This window comes from Microbacterium mcarthurae (assembly GCF_046064585.1).
Classification (GTDB): Bacteria; Actinomycetota; Actinomycetes; order Actinomycetales; family Microbacteriaceae; genus Microbacterium; species Microbacterium mcarthurae.
Genome location: NZ_JAROCE010000001.1, coordinates 210,166 through 233,383, shown reverse-complemented (window position 1 = coordinate 233,383; position 23,218 = coordinate 210,166). Strand labels below are relative to the sequence as shown.

Here is a 23,218-nt window from a genome sequence, read left to right as displayed (position 1 = left end):
CGTCGTCAGAACCCGATCGCGGCGCGATAACGCGGCTTGTGTCCGGTGCGGATGCCCGTGACGCTGGGCTTGTTCTCATAGACGCCGGCGCCCCAGTTGCCCTCGACGAGCACGGGACCGTCCGGACCGACGACGATGTCCCACCCGACGTACTGCACCTGCGGCACGACGCGGGCGACGCGATCGACGAACGCCTTCACCTCGTCGACCAACGGCAGCTGGAAGTCGCCGATTCGGACGCCGGAGTCGGGGTGCACCTCGTGCACATGACCGTGGGAGTCGTAGCCGGCGCCCAGGGCGTGACCGTTCTCGTCCAGCATCGTGTAGAAGCCGCCGAAGGTCATCTGGTCGCTCACCGCGCCGCGGCCGAACTTCTGCGCCATCGCGAGGATGTGCGTCTTCTCACCGTCGAAGAAGGCCGTCACGCGCGTCGTGTTGACCGTGCCGGGGCACACGGCCGCGAGGTCGTCGTGCTGGCGGATGACCTCTTCGACGAGAACCTCGCCGCGCTCGAGCAGCCCGCGGTGGAAGGCGGTCCAGTCCTCGATCTCGGCCGCGTGATACCGGTGCACGCCGGTGCCGGCCTGTCCGACGGGCTCCTTCGTCACGATCGTGCCGAGGCGTTCGGTAAACGCCCGCAGTTTGTCGGCGTTGTCGGCGTCGACGACCATCCAGTCACGGCGGAGGAACTCGCTGAAGCGACGGTCGAACTCGACCTTGTCCTGGAAGATGTACCGGAAGTCGGGGTGGTCGTACTTCTGCGAGATCTGGTTCGAGACCGGGTGGGTCATGTACGTCGCCCGCTCCGCCGGGGTCAGGATGGCGAAGTCGTAGTCGATGTAGTCCTGGAATCCGACGTTCTTCACGCCCGCTTGATAGAGCATGTCGGCGACCACGAGGGGGAGCGACTTGCCGTGCTGCGTCGACGCCTCTTTTGCGCGCTCGAGGACCGAGCCGACGTCGATGCGGCGGGCGCGTCCGGCGAGGTAGCGCAGGCGGGGGACGAGGGAGAAACCCTGCTGAGGCATTGAGGCTCCGGGGTCGGGAACGAGGGACCCGGATAGTCTAGATGGCGTGACCTCCACGCCTCCCGACCGTCTCGATAGCGGCGGGGGAGTGACTCCGGTGGCTCGTCTGTCGGAGCAGAACCTCCGTGCGAACGCGTCGCTGGCCTCCGGCGGCGGGCTCATCGACCCGCTGGCGGCTGACGCGTGGGGGCACGGCGCCGCGTGGGTGGCATCCGTTCTGACATCGCTCGAGGTGGATGCCGAGAGCATCGACGCGCAGACGCTGTTCGGCTTGCCGGGCGGCGACCCCCGCGCACGCCCGGTGATGGCGTTGCACGGCCGCGTGCTGGGCACCAAGCCGCTACTGGCCGGCGAGGGGGTGTCGTACGGCTACACGCACCGCGCCAGCCGCGACACCACCGTGGCCCTGGTCACCGGCGGCTACGCGCAGGGCGTGGTCCGCTCGCTCGGCAACACCGTCGACGTCTCGATCGCCGGGCACCGTCACCGCATCGTCGGGCGCGTCGCCATGGACGTCTGCGTCGTCGACGTCGATGACGCACGACCGCGACGCGGAAGCGACGTGGTGTTCTTCGGCGACCCGGACGCCGGGCACCCGTCGCTGAGCGAGTGGACGGATGCCACGGGCTGGAGCGCCGCCGAGATCGTCGCAACGGTCGGCTCGCGCGCTGTTCGGACGGTGGTCGCATGAGTGCCATCTACCAGGTCGATCTCGACGCCTTCGCTCGGAACCTCGCGCGGGTCCGCGCAGCGATCGCGCCCGCACGGCACATGCTCGTCGTGAAGGACGACGCCTATGCGCACGGCCTCGAGCGGATCGTGGAGCGCGCATGGGCCGAAGGCGTCGAGTGGTTCGGCGCGTTCGACGTTGCGACGGGTCGCGCGGTCCGCGCCGTCGTCGGCCCCGAGGCCCGCATCTTCGTCTGGCTGCTGGGCGGCCCCCAGGACCTCGCAGACGGCATCGCCGACGACCTCGATCTCGGCATCGGCGACGAAGCCCTCCTCGACGACCTCGCACACCTCCCCGTGCCGTCGACCCCGGCTCGTGTCCACCTCAAGATCGACACGGGGCTGCACCGTAACGGCATCCGTCCCGAGCGGTGGAGCGCGGCGCTCGAGCTCCTCTCGGGTCTCGTCGACTCCGGAGTCGCCCGTTTCGAGGGCCTGTGGTCGCACATCGCGGAAGCCTCGGACGCCGACGACGACGACGCCCGCGAGATCTTCCTCGCCGCACGTTCGACGGCCGTCGCGGCCGGCCTGTCCCCGACGTTCTCGCACCTGGCCGCCAGCGCGGCCGGGTTCGCACGGGCCCCGTTCCGGGAGGACCTCGTGCGCGTGGGGGCGTTCTCGTACGGCATCCGTCCGGCGGGCGGGCCGGGGGAGGCGGAACTCGGGATCGAGCCGATCGGGGGCCTCGTCGCCACCGTGACCGACGTGGACGCGGATCGCGTGCGTGTCGACATCGGCCACCTGCACGGGGTGCCCTCGGCTCTCGCGGGACGCTTCTCGGCGACGACGCCCGCCGGGCCGCGCCGTGTGCTCGCCATCGAACCCACAACGAGCGTCATCGACGGGTGGCCGGGCGCCGCTGAGGGTGATGAGGTCACCGTGTTCGGGCGCGGAGGCGCGGCATCCGCGACCGACCTCGCCGAGATGATCGACACCATCGGCGAGGAGATCGCGCTGCGCGTCTCGCCGAACATCCCGCGCCGGTATACGGCGAACGGGCCCCGTCCCGCTCAGTAGGAGCGGCCGGAGCCCGTTCGGACGTGTGGGATCAGTCGGCGGCGTGCAGACGAGCGGTCTCGTCGTGCCACGACGTCGCGATGCTGCGGAGCTTCTCTTCGTACTTGCGTCCGTGGTGAGCGCAGAAGAGGAGCTCGCTGCCGTTGACCTCGGCGGCGATGTAGGCCTGCGCTCCGCAGGAGTCGCAGCGATCCGCCGCCGTCAGGCGGTGGTCGAGGACGACGGACGCGTCGGGTGCGGTCGTGGTGTTCATCTCGGGTGCCCTCCTCGGTGGTCGTTGGGCGAGTCTGACAATAGAACCACGCGGATGTTTCCCCTATGCCGCCGGGGCCTGACATTTCGCTGTGCGCGTACGACGGCCTGACCTGGCCGTGTGTCTGCAAGGCGATGTCGGAGGCCCCGATTACGCTGGGAGATCGTGACCTCCGAGTATTCCGCCCATCATCTCCAGGTCCTCGAGGGCCTCGAAGCGGTGCGCAAGCGCCCGGGTATGTACATCGGTTCCACCGACTCCCGCGGTCTCATGCACTGCCTGTGGGAGATCATCGACAACTCCGTCGACGAGGCCCTGGCCGGGTTCGGTTCACGGATCGACATCGTGCTCCACCGTGACGGCAGCGTCGAGGTGCGTGACCGCGCCCGTGGCATCCCGGTCGACGTCGAGCCGCGCACGGGTCTCACCGGTGTCGAAGTCGTCTTCACGAAGCTGCACGCCGGTGGCAAGTTCGGCGGTGGCTCGTACGCCGCGTCCGGTGGCCTGCACGGTGTCGGCGCATCCGTGGTCAATGCGCTGTCCGAGCGTCTCGACGTCGAGGTCGATCGCGGTGGCAAGACCTACGCCATGTCGTTCCACCGGGGCGAACCGGGCGTGTTCGCGGGAACGGGTCCCGACTCGGCCTTCACGCCGTTCGAGCGCAGCAGCGAGCTGCGCGTCGTCGGCAAGGCCGCACGCGGGGTCACCGGCACCCGGATCCGCTACTGGGCCGACCGGCAGATCTTCACGAAGGACGCGTCGTTCGGGTTCGACGAGCTCGTCCAGCGCGCGCGCCAGACGGCGTTCCTCGTCCCCGGCCTCGAGATCGTGATCGCTGACGAGCGCGGCGACGAGCCGATCGAGACGAGCTACCGCTTCGACGGGGGCATCTCCGAGTTCGCCGACTTCCTCGCCCCCGACACCGCCATCACCGATACCTGGCGCCTCACGGGTACCGGGACGTTCACCGAGACGGTCCCCGTGCTCCAAGCCGGTGGATCGATGGTGCCCACCGAGGTGCAGCGCGAGTGCGAGGTCGATCTCGCCGTGCGGTGGGGGACCGGCTACGACACCACGACCCGGTCGTTCGTCAACATCATCGCCACCCCGAAGGGCGGAACCCACCAGCAGGGTTTCGAGCAGGGTCTGATGAAGGTGCTGCGCTCGCAAGTCGAGCAGAACGCCCGCAAGCTCAAGGTCGGGAACGACAAGATCGAGAAGGACGACATCCTCGCGGGCCTGACCGCCGTGCTGACGGTGCGCCTGCCCGAGCCGCAGTTCGAGGGGCAGACGAAGGAGATCCTCGGGACACCGGCGGTGCGGCAGATCGTCGCGCAGGTCGTCGCGAAAGAGCTCGCGGCGCGCTTCGCATCGCCCAAGCGTGACGACAAGGCGCAAACGGCGCTGCTCCTTGAAAAGGTCGTCTCCGAGATGAAGGCGCGCATCTCGGCGCGCACGCACAAAGAGACGCAGCGCCGCAAGAACGCGCTCGAATCCTCGTCGCTCCCGTCCAAACTCGTCGACTGCCGCTCCAACGACGTCGCCGATTCCGAGCTGTTCATCGTCGAGGGCAATTCCGCGCTCGGCACAGCTCGCGACGCGCGCAACAGCGCCTATCAGGCGCTCCTTCCCATTCGCGGGAAGATCCTCAACACGCAGAAGGCGTCCATCAGCGACATGCTGTCGAACGCGGAGTGCGCCTCGATCATTCAGGTCATCGGCGCCGGCTCCGGCCGCTCGTTCGATCTCGACGCGGCCCGCTACGGCAAGATCATCCTCATGAGCGACGCCGATGTCGACGGCGCGCACATCCGCACCCTGCTCCTGACGCTCTTCTTCCGCTACATGCGCCCCCTCGTCGAGGCGGGGCGTGTCTTCGCGGCCGTTCCGCCGCTGCACCGCGTGATCGTCATGAACCCCGGGTCCAAGCCGAACGAGACGATCTACACGTACAGCGAACAAGAGCTGCACGGACTCCTGACGAAATTGAAGAAGTCGAACAAGCGGTGGCAGGAGCCGATCCAGCGGTACAAGGGCTTGGGCGAGATGGATGCCGATCAGCTCGCGACCACCACGATGGATCGCGCCGGGCGAACTCTGCGCCGCGTGCAGGTGCGCGACATCGAAGAAGCGGCGAAGGTCTTCGACCTGCTCATGGGCAGCGACGTCGCCCCGCGGCGGGAGTTCATCGTCGATTCGAGCGACCGTCTCGCGCGCGAACGCATCGACGTCTGACCCGACCCGGCACGGGCCCGCTCGCCAGCAGCAGCGGGATGGGCCCTCGGGTCAGCGGATCGCGGTGCCGATCGCGCCGACGACCGCATCGAGGGGCTGACCCGACGCGTCCCGTTTGGCGCCGGGTTCCGGCAGCGCCCGCACGGCGCCGTCGGTTCCCACGGCCCTCGGGTCGGAACCGATCCACGCGAGGGTCAGTGCGTCCTCCCCACGCAGCAGACGCTGCGCTCGAACGCCACCCGTCGCCCGCCCCTTGGCCGGGAACTCCGTGAAGGCCGAGACCTTGGCGCTGCCGGCATCCGTTCCCGCCAGCGCCGCCGACGAGCCCGCCACGGTGACCACCACCGCGTCGAACGCCGAGCCGCCCACGACGGCGAAAGCGATGACGTGCGCGCCGTCGGACAAGCGGATGCCGGCCATGCCACCGGCCGAACGTCCCTGCGGCCGCACGGACGAGGCGTCGAAACGCAGCAGTTGCGCGTCGCTCGCGACGAACACGAGCTCCGCGGCATCGGATGCCGGTGCTGCGCCGACGACGCGGTCACCGTCGCGAAGGGAGATGATCTCGATCTCGGGTTTCGTGCCGAGCTCGGTCGCCGCGACCCGCTTCACGATGCCCTGCGCCGTGCCGAGGGCGATGGGCGGACCGTCGGTCAGCGGCACGAGCGCGACGACGTGCTCACCCTTGGCGAGGGCGAGGTACTGATCGATCTTGGTCCCCGGGCCGAGCTGGACGGCGTTGCCCGGGACAGAGGGAAGGTCGACGGGGGAGAAGCGGACCAGGCGCCCGGCCGACGTGACGGCGCCGATGTCACCGCGGGTGGTCGTGTCGACCGCGGAGCGGACGGCGTCGTGCTTCGCCCGCCTCGCCGGCGGAACGACTCCACCGCCGGGTGCGTCGGCAGTGAGCTCGGCTCGCACCATACGCCCCGTCGCCGAGAGGAAGACGCGGCACGGGGCATCGGCGATCTGCAGATCGGCGGCCGCGGCGGCCTTCGCCGAGCGCGGCTGGACGGGGCCGCCATTGAGCAGCATGGTGCGGCGGGGGGTGCCGTAGGCCTCGGCCGCGGCCTCGAGTTCGCTCGCGACCTGACCGCGCAGAAGCGTCTCGCTCCCCAGCAGTTCGACCAGCTGATCGATTTCGGCCTGCAGCTGGTCGCGCTCGGCCTCGAGCTCGATGCGCGAGAACTTCGTGAGGCGCCGCAGGCGCAGCTCGAGGATGTACTCGGCCTGCGGGTGCGACAGGTCGAACACTTCTTGCAGCCGCGTACGCGCCTGTTCGCCGTCGTCGGACGAACGGATGACCTGGATGACCTCGTCGATGTCGAGGATCGCGATGAGCAGACCCTCGACCAGGTGCAGGCGCTCGCGCTTACGGGCGAGCCGGAACTCGCTGCGCCGCGTGACGACGCGGATGCGGTGGTCGAGGTACACCCGCAGCATGTCACGGAGACCGAGGGTCTGCGGCTGCCCATCGACCAGCGCGACATTGTTGATGCCGAACGAGTCCTCGAGAGGGGTCAGCCGATAGAGGTGCTCGAGCACGGCCTTCGGGTCGAACCCCGTCTTGATGCCGATCACCAAGCGCAACCCGTGCTGGCGGTCGCTGAGGTCGGTGACGTCGGCGATGCCCGTGAGCTTCTTCGACTGCACGGCATCCTTGATCTTCTCGATCACGCGCTCAGGGCCGACGAGGTAGGGCAGCTCCGTGATCACGATGCCGGTCCGGCGCGGGCCCAGCGACTCGATCGCGGCCTTCGCGCGGGTGCGGAACGATCCGCGGCCGTTCGTGTACGCGTCCTTGATGCCGTCCAGGCCCACGATGATCCCGCCCGACGGCAGGTCCGGCCCGGGCACGAACTCCATGAGTTCCTCGACGGTGGCCTCGGGGTTCTGCAGCAGGTGCGTCGCCGCACCGACGACCTCGATGAGGTTGTGCGGCGCCATGTTGGTCGCCATGCCGACCGCGATACCCGTCGCTCCGTTGACGAGCAGGTTCGGGAAGGCCGCCGGGAGCACGTCGGGCTGCTGGAACTGCCCGTCGTAGTTCGGCACGAAGTCGACGACGTCCTCGTCGAGGTTCTCGGTGAGGGCGAGGGCGGGGGGCGCGAGCCGTGCCTCGGTGTAGCGCGGAGCGGCGGGGCCGTCGTCGAGTGAGCCGAAGTTCCCGTGGCCGTCGATGAGCGGCACGCGCAGCGAGAAGTGCTGCGCGAGGCGCACGAGGGCGTCGTAGATGGGGGCGTCGCCGTGGGGGTGCAGCTTTCCCATGACCTCGCCGACGACGCGGGCGCTCTTGACGTGGCCGCGGTCGGGCCGCAGACCCATCTCGGCCATCTGGTAGAGGATGCGGCGCTGCACGGGTTTCAGGCCGTCACGGGCGTCGGGAAGCGCTCGCGAGTAGATGACCGAGTAGGCGTACTCGAGGAACGACCCCTGCATCTCGGCGGAGACATCGACGTCTTCGATGCGCTCTGCGGCAGGGGAAGCGGCGGAGGAACGGGAATCGGGCATAGGTGCGGCCTCGGGTCGGGCGGGCGTCGTTCGCGACGGGGGCGGAGAGTCGTATGGAAGACTGGCCCCGATGTCTCTCAGCCTACCGGCGGCCTCGCCGCGCGCCCGGAGCCTCACCGGTGTGGTGACCGAGGCGATCGCGGCGCTGGAAGCGCGGTCCGAGTGGTTCGCCCCGGCGCGGAGCGCCGTGGTCTTCGTCGTCGACGGGCTGGGCGCGCACAACCTTGCCGAGCGCCGCGGACACGCGCGCTTTCTCGCGTCCGCGGGCTCACGTCGCGATACTGCCCGCACGGTCTTCCCCTCGACCACCGCGGCGGCGTTGACGAGCCTGCTGACCGGAACCGATCCCGGCGAGCACGGAATCGTGGGCTATCGCACCCGCATCCCCGGCACGCAGATCGCCTCCAATCAGCTGCACGGCTGGGAGACCGACGGCCTCGACCCCCGGGTGTGGCAGCGCAGTCGCCCGCTCTTCGAGATCGAGGCCGAGCGCGGGCGACCCTGCTTCGTCGTGTCGCGCCCCGAGTACACCGGGACCGGCTTCACCGCCGCGACCCTCCGCGGCGCGGAGTTCGTGTCAGCGAGCGACGTCCGTGAGCGCGCCGCGATCGCCGCGGACCTCGCCGCACGGCATCCGGGAGCGCTCATCTACCTGTACGCGCCCGACCTCGACAGCGCGGGGCACCGCGACGGCTGGGAGTCCGACCGCTGGATCGACGCGTTGGAGAGGGTCGACACCGCCGCGCGCGACCTCGCCGGCGCGATCGATCGTGGCACGGGCGTCCTCGTCACCGCCGACCACGGCATGGTCGACGTCCCTGCGCACCGGCACGTGCTGCTGACCGACGACGACCCGCTCGTCGACGGCGTGGATCTCATCGGCGGAGAACCGCGCATGCTCCATCTGTACACCGCGGACGGTGAGAGGGATGCCGTCGCCGCCCGCTGGCGCGAACGGGAGCATTCCCGCGCGTGGGTCATGACGCGGCATGAGGCCATCGGAGCCGGACTGTTCGGCACGGTGGCGGCGGACGTGCGCGACCGGATCGGCGACGTGATCGTCGCGGCGCGGGGCCGGTTCGCGTACTACGACGACCGCGAGGCGGACAAGCGTCCGCAGCGCATGGTGGGACAGCACGGATCGTTGACGGATGAGGAGCGCACGGTGCCGCTCGTGCGTCTCGGTGCGTTCGCCTGAACTCGAACCCGGCAGCGCCGGCCCGGAGCCGGACGTCAGCTCTCGTCGGTGCGCGCCCCGAACACGATCTCGTCCCACGACGGCATCGACGGCCGCCCCTTGGCACGGCGCCCGGACTCCGGTGCCGACGGAACAGCGGGCGCTCGCTCCGCCTCCCGTTCGACCTCGGACTCTTCGGCGACGTACCCCGGCTCGAGCGCGTCGAACAACGCCACGGGCGCGCTCGGCGTGCGCGGTTCGGGCTCACGGGCTTCTGAGGGCCCGGGAAGCGGCTCGCGCTGGCCGCGACGGCGCCGCAACGCCTCGAGGAGGTCGGCGGTCTCGGAGGACGTGACGGGCGCATCCGGCGCACGCTTGATGGCTGCCGCCTGCACGGCGGACGCGACGGGTCCCGTCGCCTCGACGCCGGGCTCGTCCTCAATGTCGAGGCGCCGCGGGCCGAAGGCCCCGCTGTCGAACCGCGAGTCGTCCTTGGGGAGCGGAGTGTCGAGTGCGCGAAGGCGGGGGATCAGCCCCTCGGGGAGCGAGCCCTGCCGCGACAGCTGGATCGCGTCGGAGTTCTGCGGCGAGAGACTGCTGCGACGCGGATCGAAGCCCCATCGTGCGTCGTGATCGATGTCATTGGCCGTGAACTCGAGCTTCACGATCCAGCCGGACGAGTCTTTCCAGCTCGTCCATCGCTCCGACGATGCACCGGCTTCGGTGAGCTTGGCCCGGACAGCCGCACCGAAAGTGATCGGCGCGTCCTGCTCGAGAGCACCGCCCAGGAGGACGGGCACGGCGAGAGCCTGCGCCACCACGTGCTCCCGTTCCGCCAGAACCGGACCCTCGAAACGCTCGACGTCCTCGACGCGGGCGCTCAGCAGGGTCGCGACCTCGCGCGCCGAGAGCCCGGCACGAATGTGCGCCTGGATCTCGCGCGGGCTCGGGCGGGGCGCGCGCTCGTCGTCGTGCTCGCGCCCACGGCGCGCACGGCGCGCCTCTGCGCGCAGCACCTCGTCGAGCGGCAGGGCGAATCGTTCGCCCGTCTCGGTCGCGACGACGAGAACGTCATCCTCGGTTCCGATGACTTTGAGCTGTTCCATGCGAAACACCCCTCCGATCTGCGGTCGACGCCCATGCTGACACGGCACCGGGCCCGGAGCCGGGAATATCGCGGGCGCGCCGCGAGTTTGACGCCTCGCAGCCCCGGCACACTCCGTCGAGCGCATTTGCTTATCGGGGTCGGGTCATGCAAACTATGGCCGCCCGTTCGGGCGATGCACCACGAAAAACCGGAAGTAGAGACCTTCACGCATGGCCACCGATTACGACGCACCCCGCAAGACCGAGGACGACAGCGAGTCGATCGAGGCCCTCAAGGAGCGCGTACCCGACAAGACGTCGGGGTCGATCGACAACGAGGATGCAGACAACCCCTCAGGCTTCGAGCTGCCCGGAGCCGACCTGTCGGACATCGAGCTCGACGTCGTCGTTCTCCCCCCTCAGGAGGACGAGTTCACCTGCATGAACTGCTTCCTGGTGAAGCACCGTTCGCAGATCGCCGAAGAGAGCGGCCCCGGCTTCATCTGCCGGGAGTGCGCAGCCTGACCTGAGCACGCTGGATCGCCGCGACAAGGCGATCCGGCGTCCGGGTGGACACCACCCACATCGGGGTCGGGTCCTCGGGATCGGTCACGGGAACCGTGACGATCCCGTCGATCCCGCCCCGGATCACGTGAAAGGCCCGCCGGTCGAGACCACTCCCGCGGGCCGTTCTGGCCTCGTCTCCCACGACCCCGGCGGGAATCCCCAGGAGATCGACCGGGATGTGCGCGCGCCCGGCCCGAAGTTCACCGTCGCTCACCTCGACGACGGGGGAGAGCGCGACCAGCGCCGCCACCACGGCCACCGCCACGACCAGTCCGATCACGAGCGCCAGCGTGGTGTCGATGGGCGAGAAGACCAGTGCCGCCATCGGCCCGCAGACAGCGGCCGCCACGAGCGCCCACAGCGATGGGCTCAGACGTTCGCGGTACTCGATTCCGGTGCGGATGCCGCACCCCCTCTTCTGCATTACCCTCGTGGGGTGACCGAAACGGTGGACGTCCTCATTGTCGCATCCGAGCCTCCGGTCTTCGCCCACCCCGGGGACGCCGGCGCCGACCTCGTCGCGGCCGAGGCGGTGCGCCTCGAGCCCGGCCAGCGCGCGCTCGTCGGCACGGGTGTGCGGATCGCGCTGCCCGACGGCTATGCCGCGTTCGTCGTGCCGCGGAGCGGTCTGGCGGCCAAGCACGGGATCACGATCGTGAACTCGCCCGGCACCGTCGACGCGGGCTACCGCGGCGAGATCAAGGTCGCTCTCCTCAACACCGACCTCGACGAGGCCTATGAGATCGCCGTCGGCGACCGCATCGCCCAGCTGATCGTCATGCCCGTCCCGCCCGTTCGCTTCATCCCCGTCGACGAGCTCCCCGCCAGTGTGCGAGGAGTCGGCGGCTTTGGATCCAGCGGCTACCAGACCCCCTCAGGGAGCACCCGATGACCGACGACTCCGAACAGCAGATCGAAGCCGCGCCGCCCGCGAAGAGCGGGCCCGTCGATCGCGAGACCGCCGGCCCGTTCGATGAGGCCGAGGCCAACGCCGTTCGCCCCTACATCGACCTCGGCGGCATCAAGATCCTCCCGCGTGAGGGCCTGAACCTGCGACTCGAGGTCGAGGAGCAGACCAAGCGCATCGTCGCCGTCGGCCTCGACTACGCCGAATCGACCCTGCAGGTGCAGCCTTTCGCCGCGCCGCGCACGAGCGGGCTGTGGGCCGAGACCCGCGAGCAGATCCGCCAGCAGGTCAAGCAGCAGGGCGGGCGCGTCGAAGAGCGCGAGGGCCCCCTCGGTCCGGAGCTGCTCGCCGAGGTTCCCGTCGTCGCCGGCGCGGACGGGTCGGCCAAACGCCTGGCTCGCTTCGTCGGTGTGGACGGTCCGCGCTGGTTCCTCCGCGGTGTGATCGGCGGAGCCGCGGCTTCGGATGTCGACGCGGCCGCCGCGGTCGAGGACCTCTTCCGCTCGATCGTGGTGGTGCGCGGCGGGTCTCCGATGCCGCCGCGGGATCTCATCCCGCTCCGGATGCCGAACACCCCCGGCACCGCATGAGCGAGGCGCCGCGTCCCGACGACGCCGACCGCATCCCGCTCGAGCCGCCGAGCGCCGCCGACAGCGTGTCCGCAGCGCTCGGCAACGCGGCCCGGCGCGCCGGGCTCGACCCGTCGAAGCACTCGTCGACCGGGGGAGCGGTGTGGGCGGCCATGGGCGGATGGCGCGGCATCCTGGAATCCGTGCTGCCGTCGCTGGCTTTCGTCGTGCTGTTCACCGTGACGGTCGATCCCGAGACCCGGCAGGGCAACCTCCCTCTCAGCCTGGGTGTCTCGGTGGGTCTGGCCCTCGTCTTCACGATCGCCCGCCTCGTCGCGAAGTCCCCGCCGAGTGCCGCCCTCGGCGGACTGTTCGCGACGGTGGCGGCCGCGCTCCTGGCGCTGTTCACCGGGCGCGGACAGGACAACTTCGTTTTCGGCTTCTTCACGAACGGGGCATACGGGACCGCCTTTCTGGTCTCGGTCCTCGTCGGGTGGCCGCTCATCGGACTGGCGGCCGGGTACCTTCTCGGCGAGGGCACTTCTTGGCGCGCCGACAAGCGCAAGCGCCGCGTCTACTCGCTGCTCTCCCTGGGCTGGGCGGTGCTGTTCGCCGCGCGATTGATCGTTCAGCTGCCGCTGTACTTCGCCGGTGACGTCACCACCCTGGGCACCCTCAAGATCGTGATGGGCCTGCCGCTGTTCGCGCCGATGCTCGCCGTGACCTGGCTCGCCGTGCGCGCGCTCTCCCCCCGCCGCGAGTCCTGATATATTTATCTTGATATCAAGATAAATCTCCCGCCCACGCGGTTAGGTCGGCCTTCCTGGCATCCTGTTCGCCGCGTGGGGAAGATGGGAGACGAGCGGGCCGACGCTCGCGCATTCGCCGACGAAGGAGACGATCGTGTCCACGGTTGACAGCTTCGGTGCCAAGAGCACCCTGACGGTCGGCAGTACCGACTACGAGATCTTCCGCATCGACACCGTCGCCGGGTACGAGAAGCTCCCGTTCAGCCTCAAGGTGCTGCTCGAGAACCTCCTCCGCACCGAGGACGGCGCCAACGTCACCGCGGAGCAGATCCGCGCCCTCGGCTCCTGGAACCCGGATGCCGAGCCCGACACCGAGATCCAGTTCACCCCCGCACGCGTCGTGATGCAGGACTTCACCGGCGTGCCCTGCATCGTCGACCTGGCCACGATGCGCGAAGCCGTCACGGCCCTCGGCGGCGACCCCAACAAGATCAACCCCCTCTCGCCGGCCGAGATGGTCATCGACCACTCGGTCATCGCCGACCTCTTCGGCAGCGAGAACGCCCTCGAGCGCAACGTCGAGATCGAGTACGAGCGCAACGGTGAGCGCTACCAGTTCCTCCGCTGGGGCCAGACCGCCTTCGACGACTTCAAGGTCGTCCCGCCGGGCACGGGCATCGTCCACCAGGTCAACATCGAGCACCTCGCCAAGGTCGTCTACGACCGCACCGTCGACGGTGTGCTGCGCGCGTACCCCGACACGTGCGTCGGCACCGACTCGCACACCACGATGGTCAACGGCCTGGGCGTCCTCGGCTGGGGCGTCGGCGGCATCGAAGCCGAGGCCGCCATGCTCGGTCAGCCCGTGTCGATGCTCATCCCGCGCGTCGTCGGGTTCAAGCTCAGCGGCGAGATCCCCGCGGGCGTGACCGCGACCGACGTCGTGCTCACGATCACCGACATGCTGCGCAAGCACGGCGTCGTCGGCAAGTTCGTCGAGTTCTACGGCGAGGGAGTGGCCTCCGTGCCGCTCGCGAACCGCGCCACCATCGGCAACATGAGCCCCGAGTTCGGCTCCACCGCCGCGATGTTCCCCATCGACGACGTCACGCTCGAGTACCTGCGCCTCACCGGTCGCGACGAGCAGACGGTCGCGCTCGTCGAGGCGTACGCCAAGGAGCAGAAGCTCTGGCACGACCCGGCCCGCGAACTCGTCTTCAGCGAGTACATGGAGCTCGACCTCGGAACGGTCGTGCCCTCGATCGCCGGCCCCAAGCGCCCGCAGGACCGCATCCTGCTCTCCGAGGCCAAGTCGCAGTTCGAGAAGGACATCCTCAACTACGCCGCGGCATCCACGTCGGACTCGATCGTCGACCTCGAGGTCGACGGCACGTTCCCGGCATCCGACCCCGGCTCGGTTCCGGGCGAAGAGGCCGAAGAGGTCGCCGAGCCCGAGGTGCTGATCTCGTCCGGTCACCCGGCGAACGCCTCGAAGCCGGTCAAGGTCACCACGCCCGAGGGACAGTCGTACCTCCTCGACAACGGTGCGGTCACCCTCGCGGCCATCACCTCCTGCACCAACACCTCGAACCCGTCGGTCATGATCGCGGCGGGCCTGCTGGCCAAGAACGCGGTCGACAAGGGCCTCAAGCGCAAGCCGTGGGTGAAGACGACGCTCGGCCCCGGCTCGAAGGTCGTCACCGATTACTACGAGAAGTCGGGTCTCGACAAGGCGCTCGAGGGCCTGGACTTCTACACCGTCGGCTACGGCTGCACGATCTGCATCGGCAACTCGGGCCCCCTCATCGAGGAGGTCTCCGAGGCGATCAACGAGAACGACCTCGCCGTGACGGCGGTCCTCTCGGGCAACCGCAACTTCGAGGGCCGCATCAGCCCCGACGTGAAGATGAACTACCTCGCCTCGCCGCCGCTCGTCGTCGCGTACGCGCTGGCCGGCTCGATGAACTTCGACTTCGAGACCGATCCGCTCGGCAAGGACCAGAACGGTGACGATGTCTTCCTCAAGGACATCTGGCCGGCGCCCGACCAGGTGCAGTCGATCATCGACGCGTCGATCTCGCGCGAGCAGTTCATCCAGCAGTACGCCACGGTCTTCGAGGGCGACGAGCGCTGGAAGAACCTGCCGACCCCGACCGGTCCGGTCTTCGAATGGGATGCCGACTCCACGTACGTGCGCAAGGCGCCCTACTTCGACGGCATGACGATGGAGCCGGCGCCGGTCCGCGACATCACGGGTGCGCGCGTCATGGCGACGCTCGGCGACTCGGTCACGACCGACCACATCAGCCCCGCCGGCAACATCAAGGCGGGCACCCCGGCCGCGCAGTACCTCACCGAGCACGGCGTCGCGCAGAAGGACTTCAACTCCTATGGCTCGCGTCGCGGCAACCACGAGGTCATGATCCGCGGCACCTTCGCCAACATCCGCCTCAAGAACGAGATGGTCGCCGCCGTCAACGACGGTCAGATCGTCGAGGGCGGGTACACGCGCGACTTCACGCAGCCCGGCGGCCCGCAGTCGTACATCTACGACGCGAGCATGAACTACCAGGCGCAGGGCACTCCCCTCGTGGTGTTCGGTGGCAAGGAGTACGGCTCGGGCTCGTCGCGTGACTGGGCGGCCAAGGGCACCAACCTCCTGGGCGTCAAGGCGGTCATCACCGAGAGCTTCGAGCGCATCCACCGCTCGAACCTCATCGGCATGGGTGTCGTCCCGCTGCAGTTCCCCGCCGGCGAGAGCTGGAAGTCCCTCGGCCTCGACGGCACCGAGATCGTCTCGATCGCGGGCCTCGAGCAGCTCAACGAGGGTGTGACGCCGAAGACGGTCAAGGTCACCGCCGAGCCGAGCGAGTTCTCGCCCGAGGGCAAGCAGACCGTGACGTTCGACGCCGTGGTCCGCATCGACACCCCCGGTGAGGCGGACTACTACCGCAACGGCGGCATCCTGCAGTACGTGCTGCGTTCGCTCGTCTGATCTCCGCCCGATCCGCGCCCCGGGAGCCTCGGCCCCCGGGGCGCGGTCGCGTTCCCCCTGGCGACTCACGCGCTGGAGGTGGCGCCGCGCGCAAGCCGTTGCCGAGCCCGTATTCACTGCCGAGACTAGAATCGACTGACGCGCGGACCTCTGCGCGCACCGCACGAGAGGAGTCACATGGCTCTCCTACCCGGCATCCACGGTCCCCGTGACCTCGACGGACTCACGCCCGATGAGCTGCGGCAACTCGCCGCCGAGATCCGTTCCTTCCTCGTCGAGAACGTCGCCCGCACGGGCGGCCATCTCGGTCCCAACCTCGGCGTCGTCGAATTGACCATCGCCCTGCACCGCGTCTTCGATTCACCGGCCGACCCGATCATCTTCGACACCGGCCATCAGTCGTACGTGCACAAGATCCTCACCGGTCGACAGGATTTCGCGAAGCTGCGCTCCCGCGGCGGCCTCGCCGGCTACCCGCAACGCTCCGAGAGCGAGCACGACATCGTCGAGTCCTCGCACGCGTCGAGCTCGCTGAGCTGGGCCGACGGTGTGTCTCGGGCGTTCTCGCGCACGGGGCGCACCGATCGCCACGTCATCGCCGTCGTCGGTGACGGCGCGCTCACCGGCGGAATGACGTGGGAGGCGCTGAACAACATCAGCGACGACAACGACCGCAACCTGGTCATCGTCGTCAACGACAACGGCCGCTCCTACGCCCCGACCATCGGCGGCATGGCCCGGTACCTCAACCGCGTCCGCACCAACGAGGCGTACCGCCACCTGCACCGCAGCTCCGACACCCTGTTCCGCCGCCTGGGGCCCGCTGCGCGCGCGGTCTACCGCGGCGTGCGGGGTGGCACGCACGGCTTCCTCTCGCGGTTCACCAACAACGAGGCGCTCTACAGCAACCTCGACATCAAGTACCTCGGTCCCATCGACGGCCATGATTTCGAGTCCCTCATCGAGACGCTCGAACTGGCGAAGTCCTACGGCGCACCGGTCATCGTGCACGCCATCACCGACAAGGGCAGCGGCTACGCGCCCGCCCTGAGCGACACGGCCGACCAGTTCCACGCCGTCGGCAAGATCGACCCCGTCACGGGCGAGGCGCTCGGCTCGGCCGGTGGGCAGCAGTGGACCGACGTGTTCGCGGAAGAGCTCACCGCCGTCGGATCAGAGCGCGACGACATCATCGCCATGACCGCTGCCATGCTGCGCCCCACCGGTCTGCAGTCATTCGCCGAGCGCTTCCCGGAGCGGGTGTACGACGTCGGTATCGCCGAGCAGCACGCGGTCGCCTCGGCGGCGGGCCTCGCCTTCGGTGGCCTGCATCCCGTCGTCGCCATCTACGCCACCTTCATGAACCGGGCCTTCGACCAGGTCATGATGGATGTCGCCCTGCACAAGGCCGGTGTCACGTTCGTGCTGGACCGTGCCGGGGTCACCGGCCCCGACGGCCCGAGCCACCACGGCATCTGGGATCTGGCGATGCTGCAGCTGGTGCCCGGCATCCGGATCGCCGCTCCCCGCGATGCGAAGCGATTGCGCGAAGAGTTCCGTGAGGCCGTCGGCGTCCACGACGCCCCCACGGTCGTCCGTTACCCCAAGGGAGGGGTCCCGGCCGATCTCGAGGCGATCGAGCGCCTGCCGGACGGTGTCGACGTCCTCGCCCGCGGGTCCTCCGACGATGTTCTCCTCGTGGGGATCGGCCCCATGGTCCATCTCGCAATGGAGGTCGCCGAGCGTCTGCGCGCGCAGGGGATCGGTGCCACGGTCGTCGACCCCCGCTGGGCGATCCCCGTGCAGCCGTCCATCGTCGACCTCGCGCGCGAACACCGCCTCGTGATCACGATCGAGGACGGAATCCGCGTCGGCGGCGTCGGCACCCGCGTTCGGCAGGTCTTGCGCGAAGCCGGCGTCGACACCGCGGTCGACGAGCTCGGCATCCCCGATGAGTTCATCGATCACGCGTCTCGAGAGCAGATCCTCGAGGATGCCGGTCTCACGGCGTCCAAGATCGCCCACGACGTGGTGGCCCAGGTGCTCGGGACGCGCATCCCGATGGCCCGGCAGACGCCGACCGGGGCCGTTCCCACGCTGGACGAGTGGGAGAAGTCGCGCCCGTAGGGCTTTTCCGTACACGACAGCGGCGCCGCCCCCTCGGGGACGGCGCCGCTGTCGTGTACGGGGACTCAGCCGCCGATGCCGCGGATGGGCGGGTGGTGGAACGTGTCGCCGAAGGCGCGCTCGGACGCCCCCTCGCGGTCGAGGTAGGGCGACGCACCGCCGTCGATGAACGGCCACCCGGCGCCGAGGATCAGGCACAGGTCGATGTCCTGCACTTCGGGGACCACGCCCTCGTCGAGCATGATCTTGATCTCCTGCGCAAGGCCGTCCTGCACGCGAGCGAGGATTGTCTCGGGCGCGACGGGCGTCTTGCCGGTGACGAGCACCTTCTGCGCGGCCTTGGTCCAGCCGGTGACGCGACCGCCCTTGTCCTTCTCGACGACTTCGGGGAGCGCCGCGAGCTCGTGGAAGTTCTCGGACGCGAAGAAGCGCTCCGGGAAGGCGCCCGCCATCGTGTCCTGCACGTGGGCGGCGACCTTCCAGCCGACCAGGTCGATGAGCTGGAACGGGCCCATCGGCAGGCCCAGCGGGGCGAACGCCTTCTCGACCACCGTGATCGGCGTGCCCTCGTACACCGCACGGGCGGCCTCGCCCATCACCTTGGCCAGGAGACGGTTCACCACGAAGCCCGGAGCATCGGCGGTCAGCACCGCGTTCTTCCCCAGGCCCTTGGCCACCACGAACGCCGTCGAGAGTGCGGCGTCGGAGGTGGCATCCGTCTTCACGACCTCGATGAGCGGCATGACCGCCACGGGGTTGAAGAAATGGAAGCCGACGAGGCGCTCAGGGTGCTCGAGTGCCGAACCGATCTCGGCGACCGAGAGGGACGACGTGTTGGTGGCGAGGATCGTGTCGTCGGCGACGATCTTCTCGATCGCGGAGAACACCTCCTGCTTGACACCCACCTCCTCGAACACGGCCTCGATCACGAAGTCGCAGTCGGCGAACTCGCCCCGGTCGGTGGTGCCGTGGACGAGCGCGCGCAGCTGATTCGCGGTGTCGGCATCGAGGCGGCCCTTCGCCTCGAGCTTGCCGATCTCCTCGCGGATGGATGCCACGCCCTTGTCGACGCGTCCCTGGTCGAGGTCGGTGATGACGACGGGGACCCGCAGCTTCCGCACGAACAGCAGCGCGAACTGCGAGGCCATGAGACCGGCGCCGATCACGCCGACCTTCGTGACCTTCTTCGCCAGCGCCTTGTCCGGCGCGCCGACCGGCCGCTTGGCACGCTTCTGCACGAGGTCGAAGGCATACATGGATGCCGCGAACTGGTCGCCCGTGATGAGGTCGGCGAGGGCCTCGTCCTCGCGGGCGAAGCCCTCGGCCTTGGTGCCGCTCTTGGCCTTGTCGAGCAGGTCGAGCGCGACGTAGGGGGAGCGGGGGACCGTGCCGATCTTCGACTCGAGCATGCCGCGCGCGACCTTGATCGCGATCGGCCACTTCGTGAGGCGCTCGATCTTGCCGGGCTCGTTCTTCCGCTCGACCTTGACGCGGCCCGTGAGCACGCCGTCGGCCCAGCGCAGCGAGTCCTCGAGGTAGGAGGCCGCCGGGAAGATGGCATCCATGATCCCGAGGTCGAAGGCCTGCTGGGGCTTGAGCATGCGGTTCTGCTTGAGCGGGTTGGACACCACGACCTCGAGCGCGTTCTCGATGCCGATGAGGTTCGGCAGCAGGTAGGCGCCGCCCCAGCCGGGGATGATGCCCAGGAACACCTCGGGCAGCGCGACCGCGGCCGCCGAGGCGTCCACCGTGCGGTAGGTCGAGTTCAGCGCGATCTCGAGACCGCCACCGAGAGCGAGGCCGTTCACGAACGCGAACGACGGCACGCCCAGGTCGGACAGGGAGCCCAGCACCTGGTGTCCACGCTGAGCGATGAGCCGCGCGACCTCCTTCGAGGGCAGCTTCGCGACGTCAGACAGGTCGGCGCCGGCGGCCAGGATGTACTGCTTGCCGGTGATCGCCACCGCGTGGATCTCGCCCGCCGCTGCGCGCTGCTTCAGCGTCTCGAGGGTGCGGCCGAGTTCGGCGAGCGTGGCCGGCCCGAGGGTGTTCGGCCGCGTGTGGTCGCGCCCGTTGTCGAGCGTCACGAGCGCGAGCACATTGCCCGAGGGCAGCCGCACGTCGCGGACGGGGGAGTGGGTGACCACCTCGTCGCCGGTGAGGGCGTCGAGGGGCGAGAAGTCGATCGTCGAGTAGTCGGTCACTTGCGCTTCTTCTTTCCGTCGAAGAACGGGTTCTCCCAGATCACCGAGCCGCCCTGACCGAGACCCACGCACATGGCGGTCAGGCCGTACCGCACGTCGGGACGCTCGGCGAAGTGCGCGGCGAGCTGGATCATGAGACGGACACCGGATGCCGCGAGCGGGTGGCCGAGGGCGATAGCGCCACCCCACGGGTTGACGCGCGGGTCGTCGTCGGCGATGCCGAAGTGGTCCAGGAGCGAGATGACCTGGATCGCGAAGGCCTCGTTCAGCTCGAACAGACCGATGTCGTCGATCGTGAGTCCGGCCTTCTTCAGCGCCTTCTCGGTAGAGGGGATCGGACCGATGCCCATGATCTCGGGCTGCACACCGGCGAAGGCGAACGAGACCATCCGCATCTTCGGTGTGAGGCCGAACTCCTTCACCGCGTCGGCACCCGCCAACAGGCTGATCGTCGCACCGTCGGTGAGGGGGGACGACGTGCCCGCGGTCACACGTCCGTGCGGGCGGAACGGGGTCTTCAGGGATGCCAGGCCCTCGAGGGTCGTCTCGGGGCGGCGCCCCTCGTCCTCGGTGGCGAGGCCCCAGGCGCCCTCGGCATCCTTCACGGCCACCGGGACGAGATCGGGCTGGAACTTGCCCGCCTCGTACGCGGCCTGAGCCTTGTGCTGGCTGGCCATGCCGAACCGGTCGGCGCGCTCCTTGGTCAGGTGCGGGAACCGGTCGTGGATACGCTCGGCCGTTACGCCCATGTTGAGCGCGCCGGGGTCGACGAGCTTCTCGGCCACGAAACGCGGGTTGGGGTCGGCGTTGGCACCGATGGGGTGATGCCCCATGTGCTCGACGCCGCCCGCGAGGGCGAGGTCGTACATTCCGACGCCGATCGAGGCGCCCATGGTGGTGACGCTCGTCATCGCACCCGCGCACATGCGCTCGATCGCAAGCCCCGGCACGGTCATCGGCAGTCCCGCGAGGATCGCCGCCGTGCGCCCGAGGGTGAGTCCCTGGTCACCGGTCTGTGACGTCGCGGCGATCGCCACGTCGTCGATCCGGTCCTTCGGCACGTCGCCGTTGCGCTCCATCAGCCCGATGATCGCCTTGACCACCAGGTCGTCCGCGCGGGTGTTCCAGTACATGCCCTTCTCGCCGGCGCGCCCGAAGGGGGTACGCATACCGTCGACGAAGAAGACGTCCGACATCTCGGCCACTCTGCCTCCATTGTTTGGGATGCAGCCAGCCTAGGAAATGCGGTCCGGCGCCGTGAATCGGTTGTCCGAACCTACGAAGTCGCCTCGGACTCGTCCGGATCGGGATTGAGGGAAGCTACAAAGCTATCGACGATCACCTGTGCAGTCTGCTCAATCTGCCACGGCCGGGCGCCAAGCTCCTCGAGGGCCGCGGAGATGGCCTCGACCGTCACGTCGGCGGGCGGAGACCACGCCACTCGGCGGAGCGTCTCGGGGGTCAGAAGGTTCTCGGTGGGCATCCGCAGTTCCTCGGCGCGCGCTTCCACGGCCGGTCGCGCCAGCTTGAGGCGCCGGTCCGCGTCGGGATTGCGATCGACCCACGCGCGAGGCGGAGGAAGAGTGTCGCTGGGCACGCGGTCCGGCGGCAGGTCCGTCGCCTCGCGTCCGGCGACGATCGCGTTCCACCACCGGTCGAGCTGCGTGCGGCTGGCTCGACCGTTGAACTCCTTCACCCCCGCGAGCGCCTGCTTGCTCTGCGGGTCGGCGAGCACGGCGGCCACGAGCGCCCGGTCCGGCACGAGCCGGCCGGGGGCGATGTCCTGCTCCCGCGCGTAGTCCTCTCGCGCCTGCCACAGCGCACGAGCGACGGCGAGGGACCGGCGTCCGCGCACGGTGTGCAGACCGCTCAAGCGGCGCCACGGGTCGTCGCGCGGAGGCTTGGGGAGACGCTCGAGCACGGCCTGGAACTCCTGCCGCGCGAACTCGGTCTTCTGCTGCTCGTCCAGTTCAGCAGCGAGTCGATCGCGCACGTCGACGAGATGTTCGACGTCGAGCGCGGCGTACTCGAGCCACGACGCCGGCAGCGGACGCGTGGACCAGTCCGCGGCGGAGTGGGCTTTCGCGAGGGTGATGCCCAGCGTCTGCTCGACGACGGCGCCGAGGCCGACGCGCTCGTGACCCAGCAGCCGCGCCCCGAGCTCGGTGTCGAAGATCGCGCGGGGCTCCAATCCCCGCTCGCGCAGAGAGGGCAGGTCCTGGCTGGCGGCGTGGAAGACCCACTCGGCGTCGCCGATCGCGTTCTGCAGCGGGGTGAAGTCCTCGATGGCCGACGGGTCGAAGAGGAACACCCCGGCCTCACGACGGAAGACCTGAATGAGATAGGCGCGCTGCGAGTAGCGGAAGCCCGAAGCGCGTTCGACGTCCACGGCCACGGGACCACTCCCGGATGCCAGCGACGTCGACGCCGCGGCAAGGCCCGCGGCGTCCTCGATGACGGTGTACTCAACCACGCGGGGGCCTCCGGGCTCCGAGGACGGCAACACCCTCGGACCCCGGCGGGAGTCCGGCGAGCATGCAGACCAGCTCAGCCCACGCCTCGAGGTGCGGGCGAAAAGGGCCGCGCGGCGACCAGGACGCGCGGAGTTCGATCTGTGACCCCTCACCCTGCGCCGCGAGCGCCCCGAACCCGGTCGACAGTGTCTTGGTCGCGGTTCCGGACTCGGAGTGGCGTTCGGCGCCGCGGGAATCCAGCGCGTCGATGAGCCAGGACCACGCCACCTCCGCCAGAAGCGGGTCGATGCCGATCTCGGGCTCGAGCGGTGCCTGCGCGAAGCACACCACACGCCACGCGCCGCCCCACGGTTCCGGTTCATCCGGGTCGTGGAGCAGGATGAACCGTCCCGTGCCGAAAGGTGAATCCGTCGCGTGCGCGTCGGGACGGACGTCGCCGGCCAGCGCGAGCGACTGGGGAGCCAACCCCGTCGGAGACGGAATCTCGCGCACGACGAAATCGTCGCGGAACGAAGTCGCGCGCAACTCGTCGGCCGCCCGGGCGAAGGGGGTCGCCGCCTCGGGTGAGCGGGGGTCAGTCACGGCCACAG

At 69.4% G+C, this 23,218-nt stretch carries 19 protein-coding genes; 10 read left to right on the top strand and 9 right to left on the bottom strand.

Annotated elements, in window-relative coordinates; genetic code table 11:
* Positions 1 to 5 precede the first annotated feature (5 nt).
* On the bottom strand, positions 6 to 1,028 hold the full coding sequence (locus P5G46_RS01130; RefSeq protein WP_408904783.1) for a sugar-transfer associated ATP-grasp domain-containing protein: 1,023 nt from the start codon (positions 1,026 to 1,028) through the stop codon (positions 6 to 8).
* Between the two features lie 46 nt (positions 1,029 to 1,074).
* Between P5G46_RS01130 and P5G46_RS01125 the strand changes: the two genes are divergently transcribed.
* Entirely contained in the window at positions 1,075 to 1,719 is a 645-nt protein-coding gene (locus P5G46_RS01125) for an alanine racemase C-terminal domain-containing protein (protein ID WP_408904782.1), read from the top strand.
* Positions 1,716 to 2,774 carry an alanine racemase gene (locus tag P5G46_RS01120; RefSeq protein WP_239275266.1) on the top strand — a complete coding sequence of 353 codons (1,059 nt, stop codon included), beginning with the start codon at positions 1,716 to 1,718 and terminating at the stop codon, positions 2,772 to 2,774. The genes P5G46_RS01125 and P5G46_RS01120 overlap by 4 nt, the downstream gene beginning before the upstream one ends.
* A gap of 31 nt (positions 2,775 to 2,805) precedes the next feature.
* Here the strand turns inward: P5G46_RS01120 and P5G46_RS01115 are convergent, their stop codons facing one another.
* A complete protein-coding gene (locus P5G46_RS01115; RefSeq protein ID WP_239275264.1) occupies positions 2,806 to 3,027 on the bottom strand; it encodes a DUF7455 domain-containing protein in 222 nt (73 codons plus the stop codon).
* 162 nt (positions 3,028 to 3,189) lie between these two features.
* Between P5G46_RS01115 and P5G46_RS01110 the strand changes: the two genes are divergently transcribed.
* Positions 3,190 to 5,262: a DNA gyrase/topoisomerase IV subunit B gene (locus P5G46_RS01110; RefSeq protein WP_408905261.1), complete on the top strand. Its 2,073-nt coding sequence runs from the start codon at positions 3,190 to 3,192 to the stop codon at positions 5,260 to 5,262.
* A gap of 51 nt (positions 5,263 to 5,313) precedes the next feature.
* Here P5G46_RS01110 and P5G46_RS01105 read toward each other — a convergent pair whose 3' ends face one another.
* Entirely contained in the window at positions 5,314 to 7,773 is a 2,460-nt protein-coding gene (locus tag P5G46_RS01105) for a DNA gyrase/topoisomerase IV subunit A (RefSeq protein WP_375095606.1), read from the bottom strand.
* A 70-nt stretch (positions 7,774 to 7,843) separates the two neighbouring features.
* Here P5G46_RS01105 and P5G46_RS01100 point away from each other — a divergent pair, with 70 nt between their 5' ends.
* Positions 7,844 to 8,971 (top strand): alkaline phosphatase family protein, encoded by a 1,128-nt coding sequence (locus P5G46_RS01100; protein ID WP_408904781.1) that lies wholly within the window; start codon positions 7,844 to 7,846, stop codon positions 8,969 to 8,971.
* A 35-nt stretch (positions 8,972 to 9,006) separates the two neighbouring features.
* On the opposite strand, the gene sepH is transcribed toward P5G46_RS01100, so the two are convergent.
* A complete protein-coding gene (gene sepH / locus P5G46_RS01095) occupies positions 9,007 to 10,056 on the bottom strand; it encodes a septation protein SepH (protein WP_408904780.1) in 1,050 nt (349 codons plus the stop codon).
* A 211-nt stretch (positions 10,057 to 10,267) separates the two neighbouring features.
* Here sepH and P5G46_RS01090 point away from each other — a divergent pair, with 211 nt between their 5' ends.
* Complete coding sequence (locus P5G46_RS01090) at positions 10,268 to 10,561, top strand: DUF4193 domain-containing protein (protein ID WP_239275256.1); 294 nt, start codon at positions 10,268 to 10,270, stop codon at positions 10,559 to 10,561.
* On the opposite strand, the gene P5G46_RS01085 is transcribed toward P5G46_RS01090, so the two are convergent.
* Positions 10,536 to 11,027 carry a DUF3093 domain-containing protein gene (locus P5G46_RS01085; protein ID WP_239275255.1) on the bottom strand — a complete coding sequence of 164 codons (492 nt, stop codon included), beginning with the start codon at positions 11,025 to 11,027 and terminating at the stop codon, positions 10,536 to 10,538. The genes P5G46_RS01090 and P5G46_RS01085 overlap by 26 nt on opposite strands.
* A 12-nt stretch (positions 11,028 to 11,039) precedes the next feature.
* Between P5G46_RS01085 and dut the strand changes: the two genes are divergently transcribed.
* From dut to dxs, 5 genes are all read left to right on the top strand, one after another.
* Entirely contained in the window at positions 11,040 to 11,495 is a 456-nt protein-coding gene (gene dut / locus P5G46_RS01080; RefSeq protein WP_239275254.1) for a dUTP diphosphatase, read from the top strand.
* Positions 11,492 to 12,100: a DUF3710 domain-containing protein gene (locus tag P5G46_RS01075; RefSeq protein WP_239275252.1), complete on the top strand. Its 609-nt coding sequence runs from the start codon at positions 11,492 to 11,494 to the stop codon at positions 12,098 to 12,100. Before dut ends, P5G46_RS01075 begins: the two co-directional genes overlap by 4 nt.
* A complete protein-coding gene (locus P5G46_RS01070) occupies positions 12,097 to 12,846 on the top strand; it encodes a DUF3159 domain-containing protein (RefSeq protein ID WP_408904779.1) in 750 nt (249 codons plus the stop codon). The genes P5G46_RS01075 and P5G46_RS01070 overlap by 4 nt, the downstream gene beginning before the upstream one ends.
* 136 nt (positions 12,847 to 12,982) lie before the next feature.
* Positions 12,983 to 15,823, top strand: a complete 2,841-nt coding sequence (locus P5G46_RS01065) for an aconitate hydratase (RefSeq protein ID WP_408904778.1) — start codon at positions 12,983 to 12,985, stop codon at positions 15,821 to 15,823.
* A 177-nt stretch (positions 15,824 to 16,000) separates the two neighbouring features.
* Entirely contained in the window at positions 16,001 to 17,950 is a 1,950-nt protein-coding gene (dxs, locus tag P5G46_RS01060; RefSeq protein ID WP_239275248.1) for a 1-deoxy-D-xylulose-5-phosphate synthase, read from the top strand.
* A 65-nt stretch (positions 17,951 to 18,015) separates the two neighbouring features.
* Here the strand turns inward: dxs and P5G46_RS01055 are convergent, their stop codons facing one another.
* The 4 genes from P5G46_RS01055 to P5G46_RS01040 form a co-directional block, all read right to left on the bottom strand.
* Positions 18,016 to 20,154 carry a 3-hydroxyacyl-CoA dehydrogenase NAD-binding domain-containing protein gene (locus P5G46_RS01055; RefSeq protein WP_408904777.1) on the bottom strand — a complete coding sequence of 713 codons (2,139 nt, stop codon included), beginning with the start codon at positions 20,152 to 20,154 and terminating at the stop codon, positions 18,016 to 18,018.
* Positions 20,151 to 21,359 carry a thiolase family protein gene (locus P5G46_RS01050; RefSeq protein ID WP_408904776.1) on the bottom strand — a complete coding sequence of 403 codons (1,209 nt, stop codon included), beginning with the start codon at positions 21,357 to 21,359 and terminating at the stop codon, positions 20,151 to 20,153. The genes P5G46_RS01055 and P5G46_RS01050 overlap by 4 nt, the downstream gene beginning before the upstream one ends.
* Before the next feature lie 71 nt (positions 21,360 to 21,430).
* The gene (locus P5G46_RS01045) at positions 21,431 to 22,627 is read right to left on the bottom strand and encodes a ribonuclease D (RefSeq protein ID WP_239275242.1); all 1,197 of its coding nucleotides are present in this window, start codon (positions 22,625 to 22,627) and stop codon (positions 21,431 to 21,433) included.
* Positions 22,620 to 23,210 (bottom strand): DUF3000 domain-containing protein, encoded by a 591-nt coding sequence (locus tag P5G46_RS01040; protein ID WP_374204583.1) that lies wholly within the window; start codon positions 23,208 to 23,210, stop codon positions 22,620 to 22,622. Before P5G46_RS01040 ends, P5G46_RS01045 begins: the two co-directional genes overlap by 8 nt.
* Between the last annotated feature and the right edge of the window lie 8 nt (positions 23,211 to 23,218).

Bases quoted from the DNA above. Each gene is read 5' to 3' on its own strand.
- P5G46_RS01130 (WP_408904783.1), bottom strand. From the start codon at position 1,028: ATGCCTCAGCAGGGTTTCTCCCTCGTCCCCCGCCTGCGCTACCTCGCC.
- P5G46_RS01120 (WP_239275266.1), top strand. From the start codon at position 1,716: ATGAGTGCCATCTACCAGGTCGATCTCGACGCCTTCGCTCGGAACCTC.
- P5G46_RS01115 (WP_239275264.1), bottom strand. From the start codon at position 3,027: ATGAACACCACGACCGCACCCGACGCGTCCGTCGTCCTCGACCACCGC.
- P5G46_RS01105 (WP_375095606.1), bottom strand. From the start codon at position 7,773: ATGCCCGATTCCCGTTCCTCCGCCGCTTCCCCTGCCGCAGAGCGCATC.
- P5G46_RS01100 (WP_408904781.1), top strand. From the start codon at position 7,844: ATGTCTCTCAGCCTACCGGCGGCCTCGCCGCGCGCCCGGAGCCTCACC.
- sepH (WP_408904780.1), bottom strand. From the start codon at position 10,056: ATGGAACAGCTCAAAGTCATCGGAACCGAGGATGACGTTCTCGTCGTC.
- P5G46_RS01090 (WP_239275256.1), top strand. From the start codon at position 10,268: ATGGCCACCGATTACGACGCACCCCGCAAGACCGAGGACGACAGCGAG.
- P5G46_RS01085 (WP_239275255.1), bottom strand. From the start codon at position 11,027: ATGCAGAAGAGGGGGTGCGGCATCCGCACCGGAATCGAGTACCGCGAA.
- P5G46_RS01075 (WP_239275252.1), top strand. From the start codon at position 11,492: ATGACCGACGACTCCGAACAGCAGATCGAAGCCGCGCCGCCCGCGAAG.
- P5G46_RS01070 (WP_408904779.1), top strand. From the start codon at position 12,097: ATGAGCGAGGCGCCGCGTCCCGACGACGCCGACCGCATCCCGCTCGAG.
- dxs (WP_239275248.1), top strand. From the start codon at position 16,001: ATGGCTCTCCTACCCGGCATCCACGGTCCCCGTGACCTCGACGGACTC.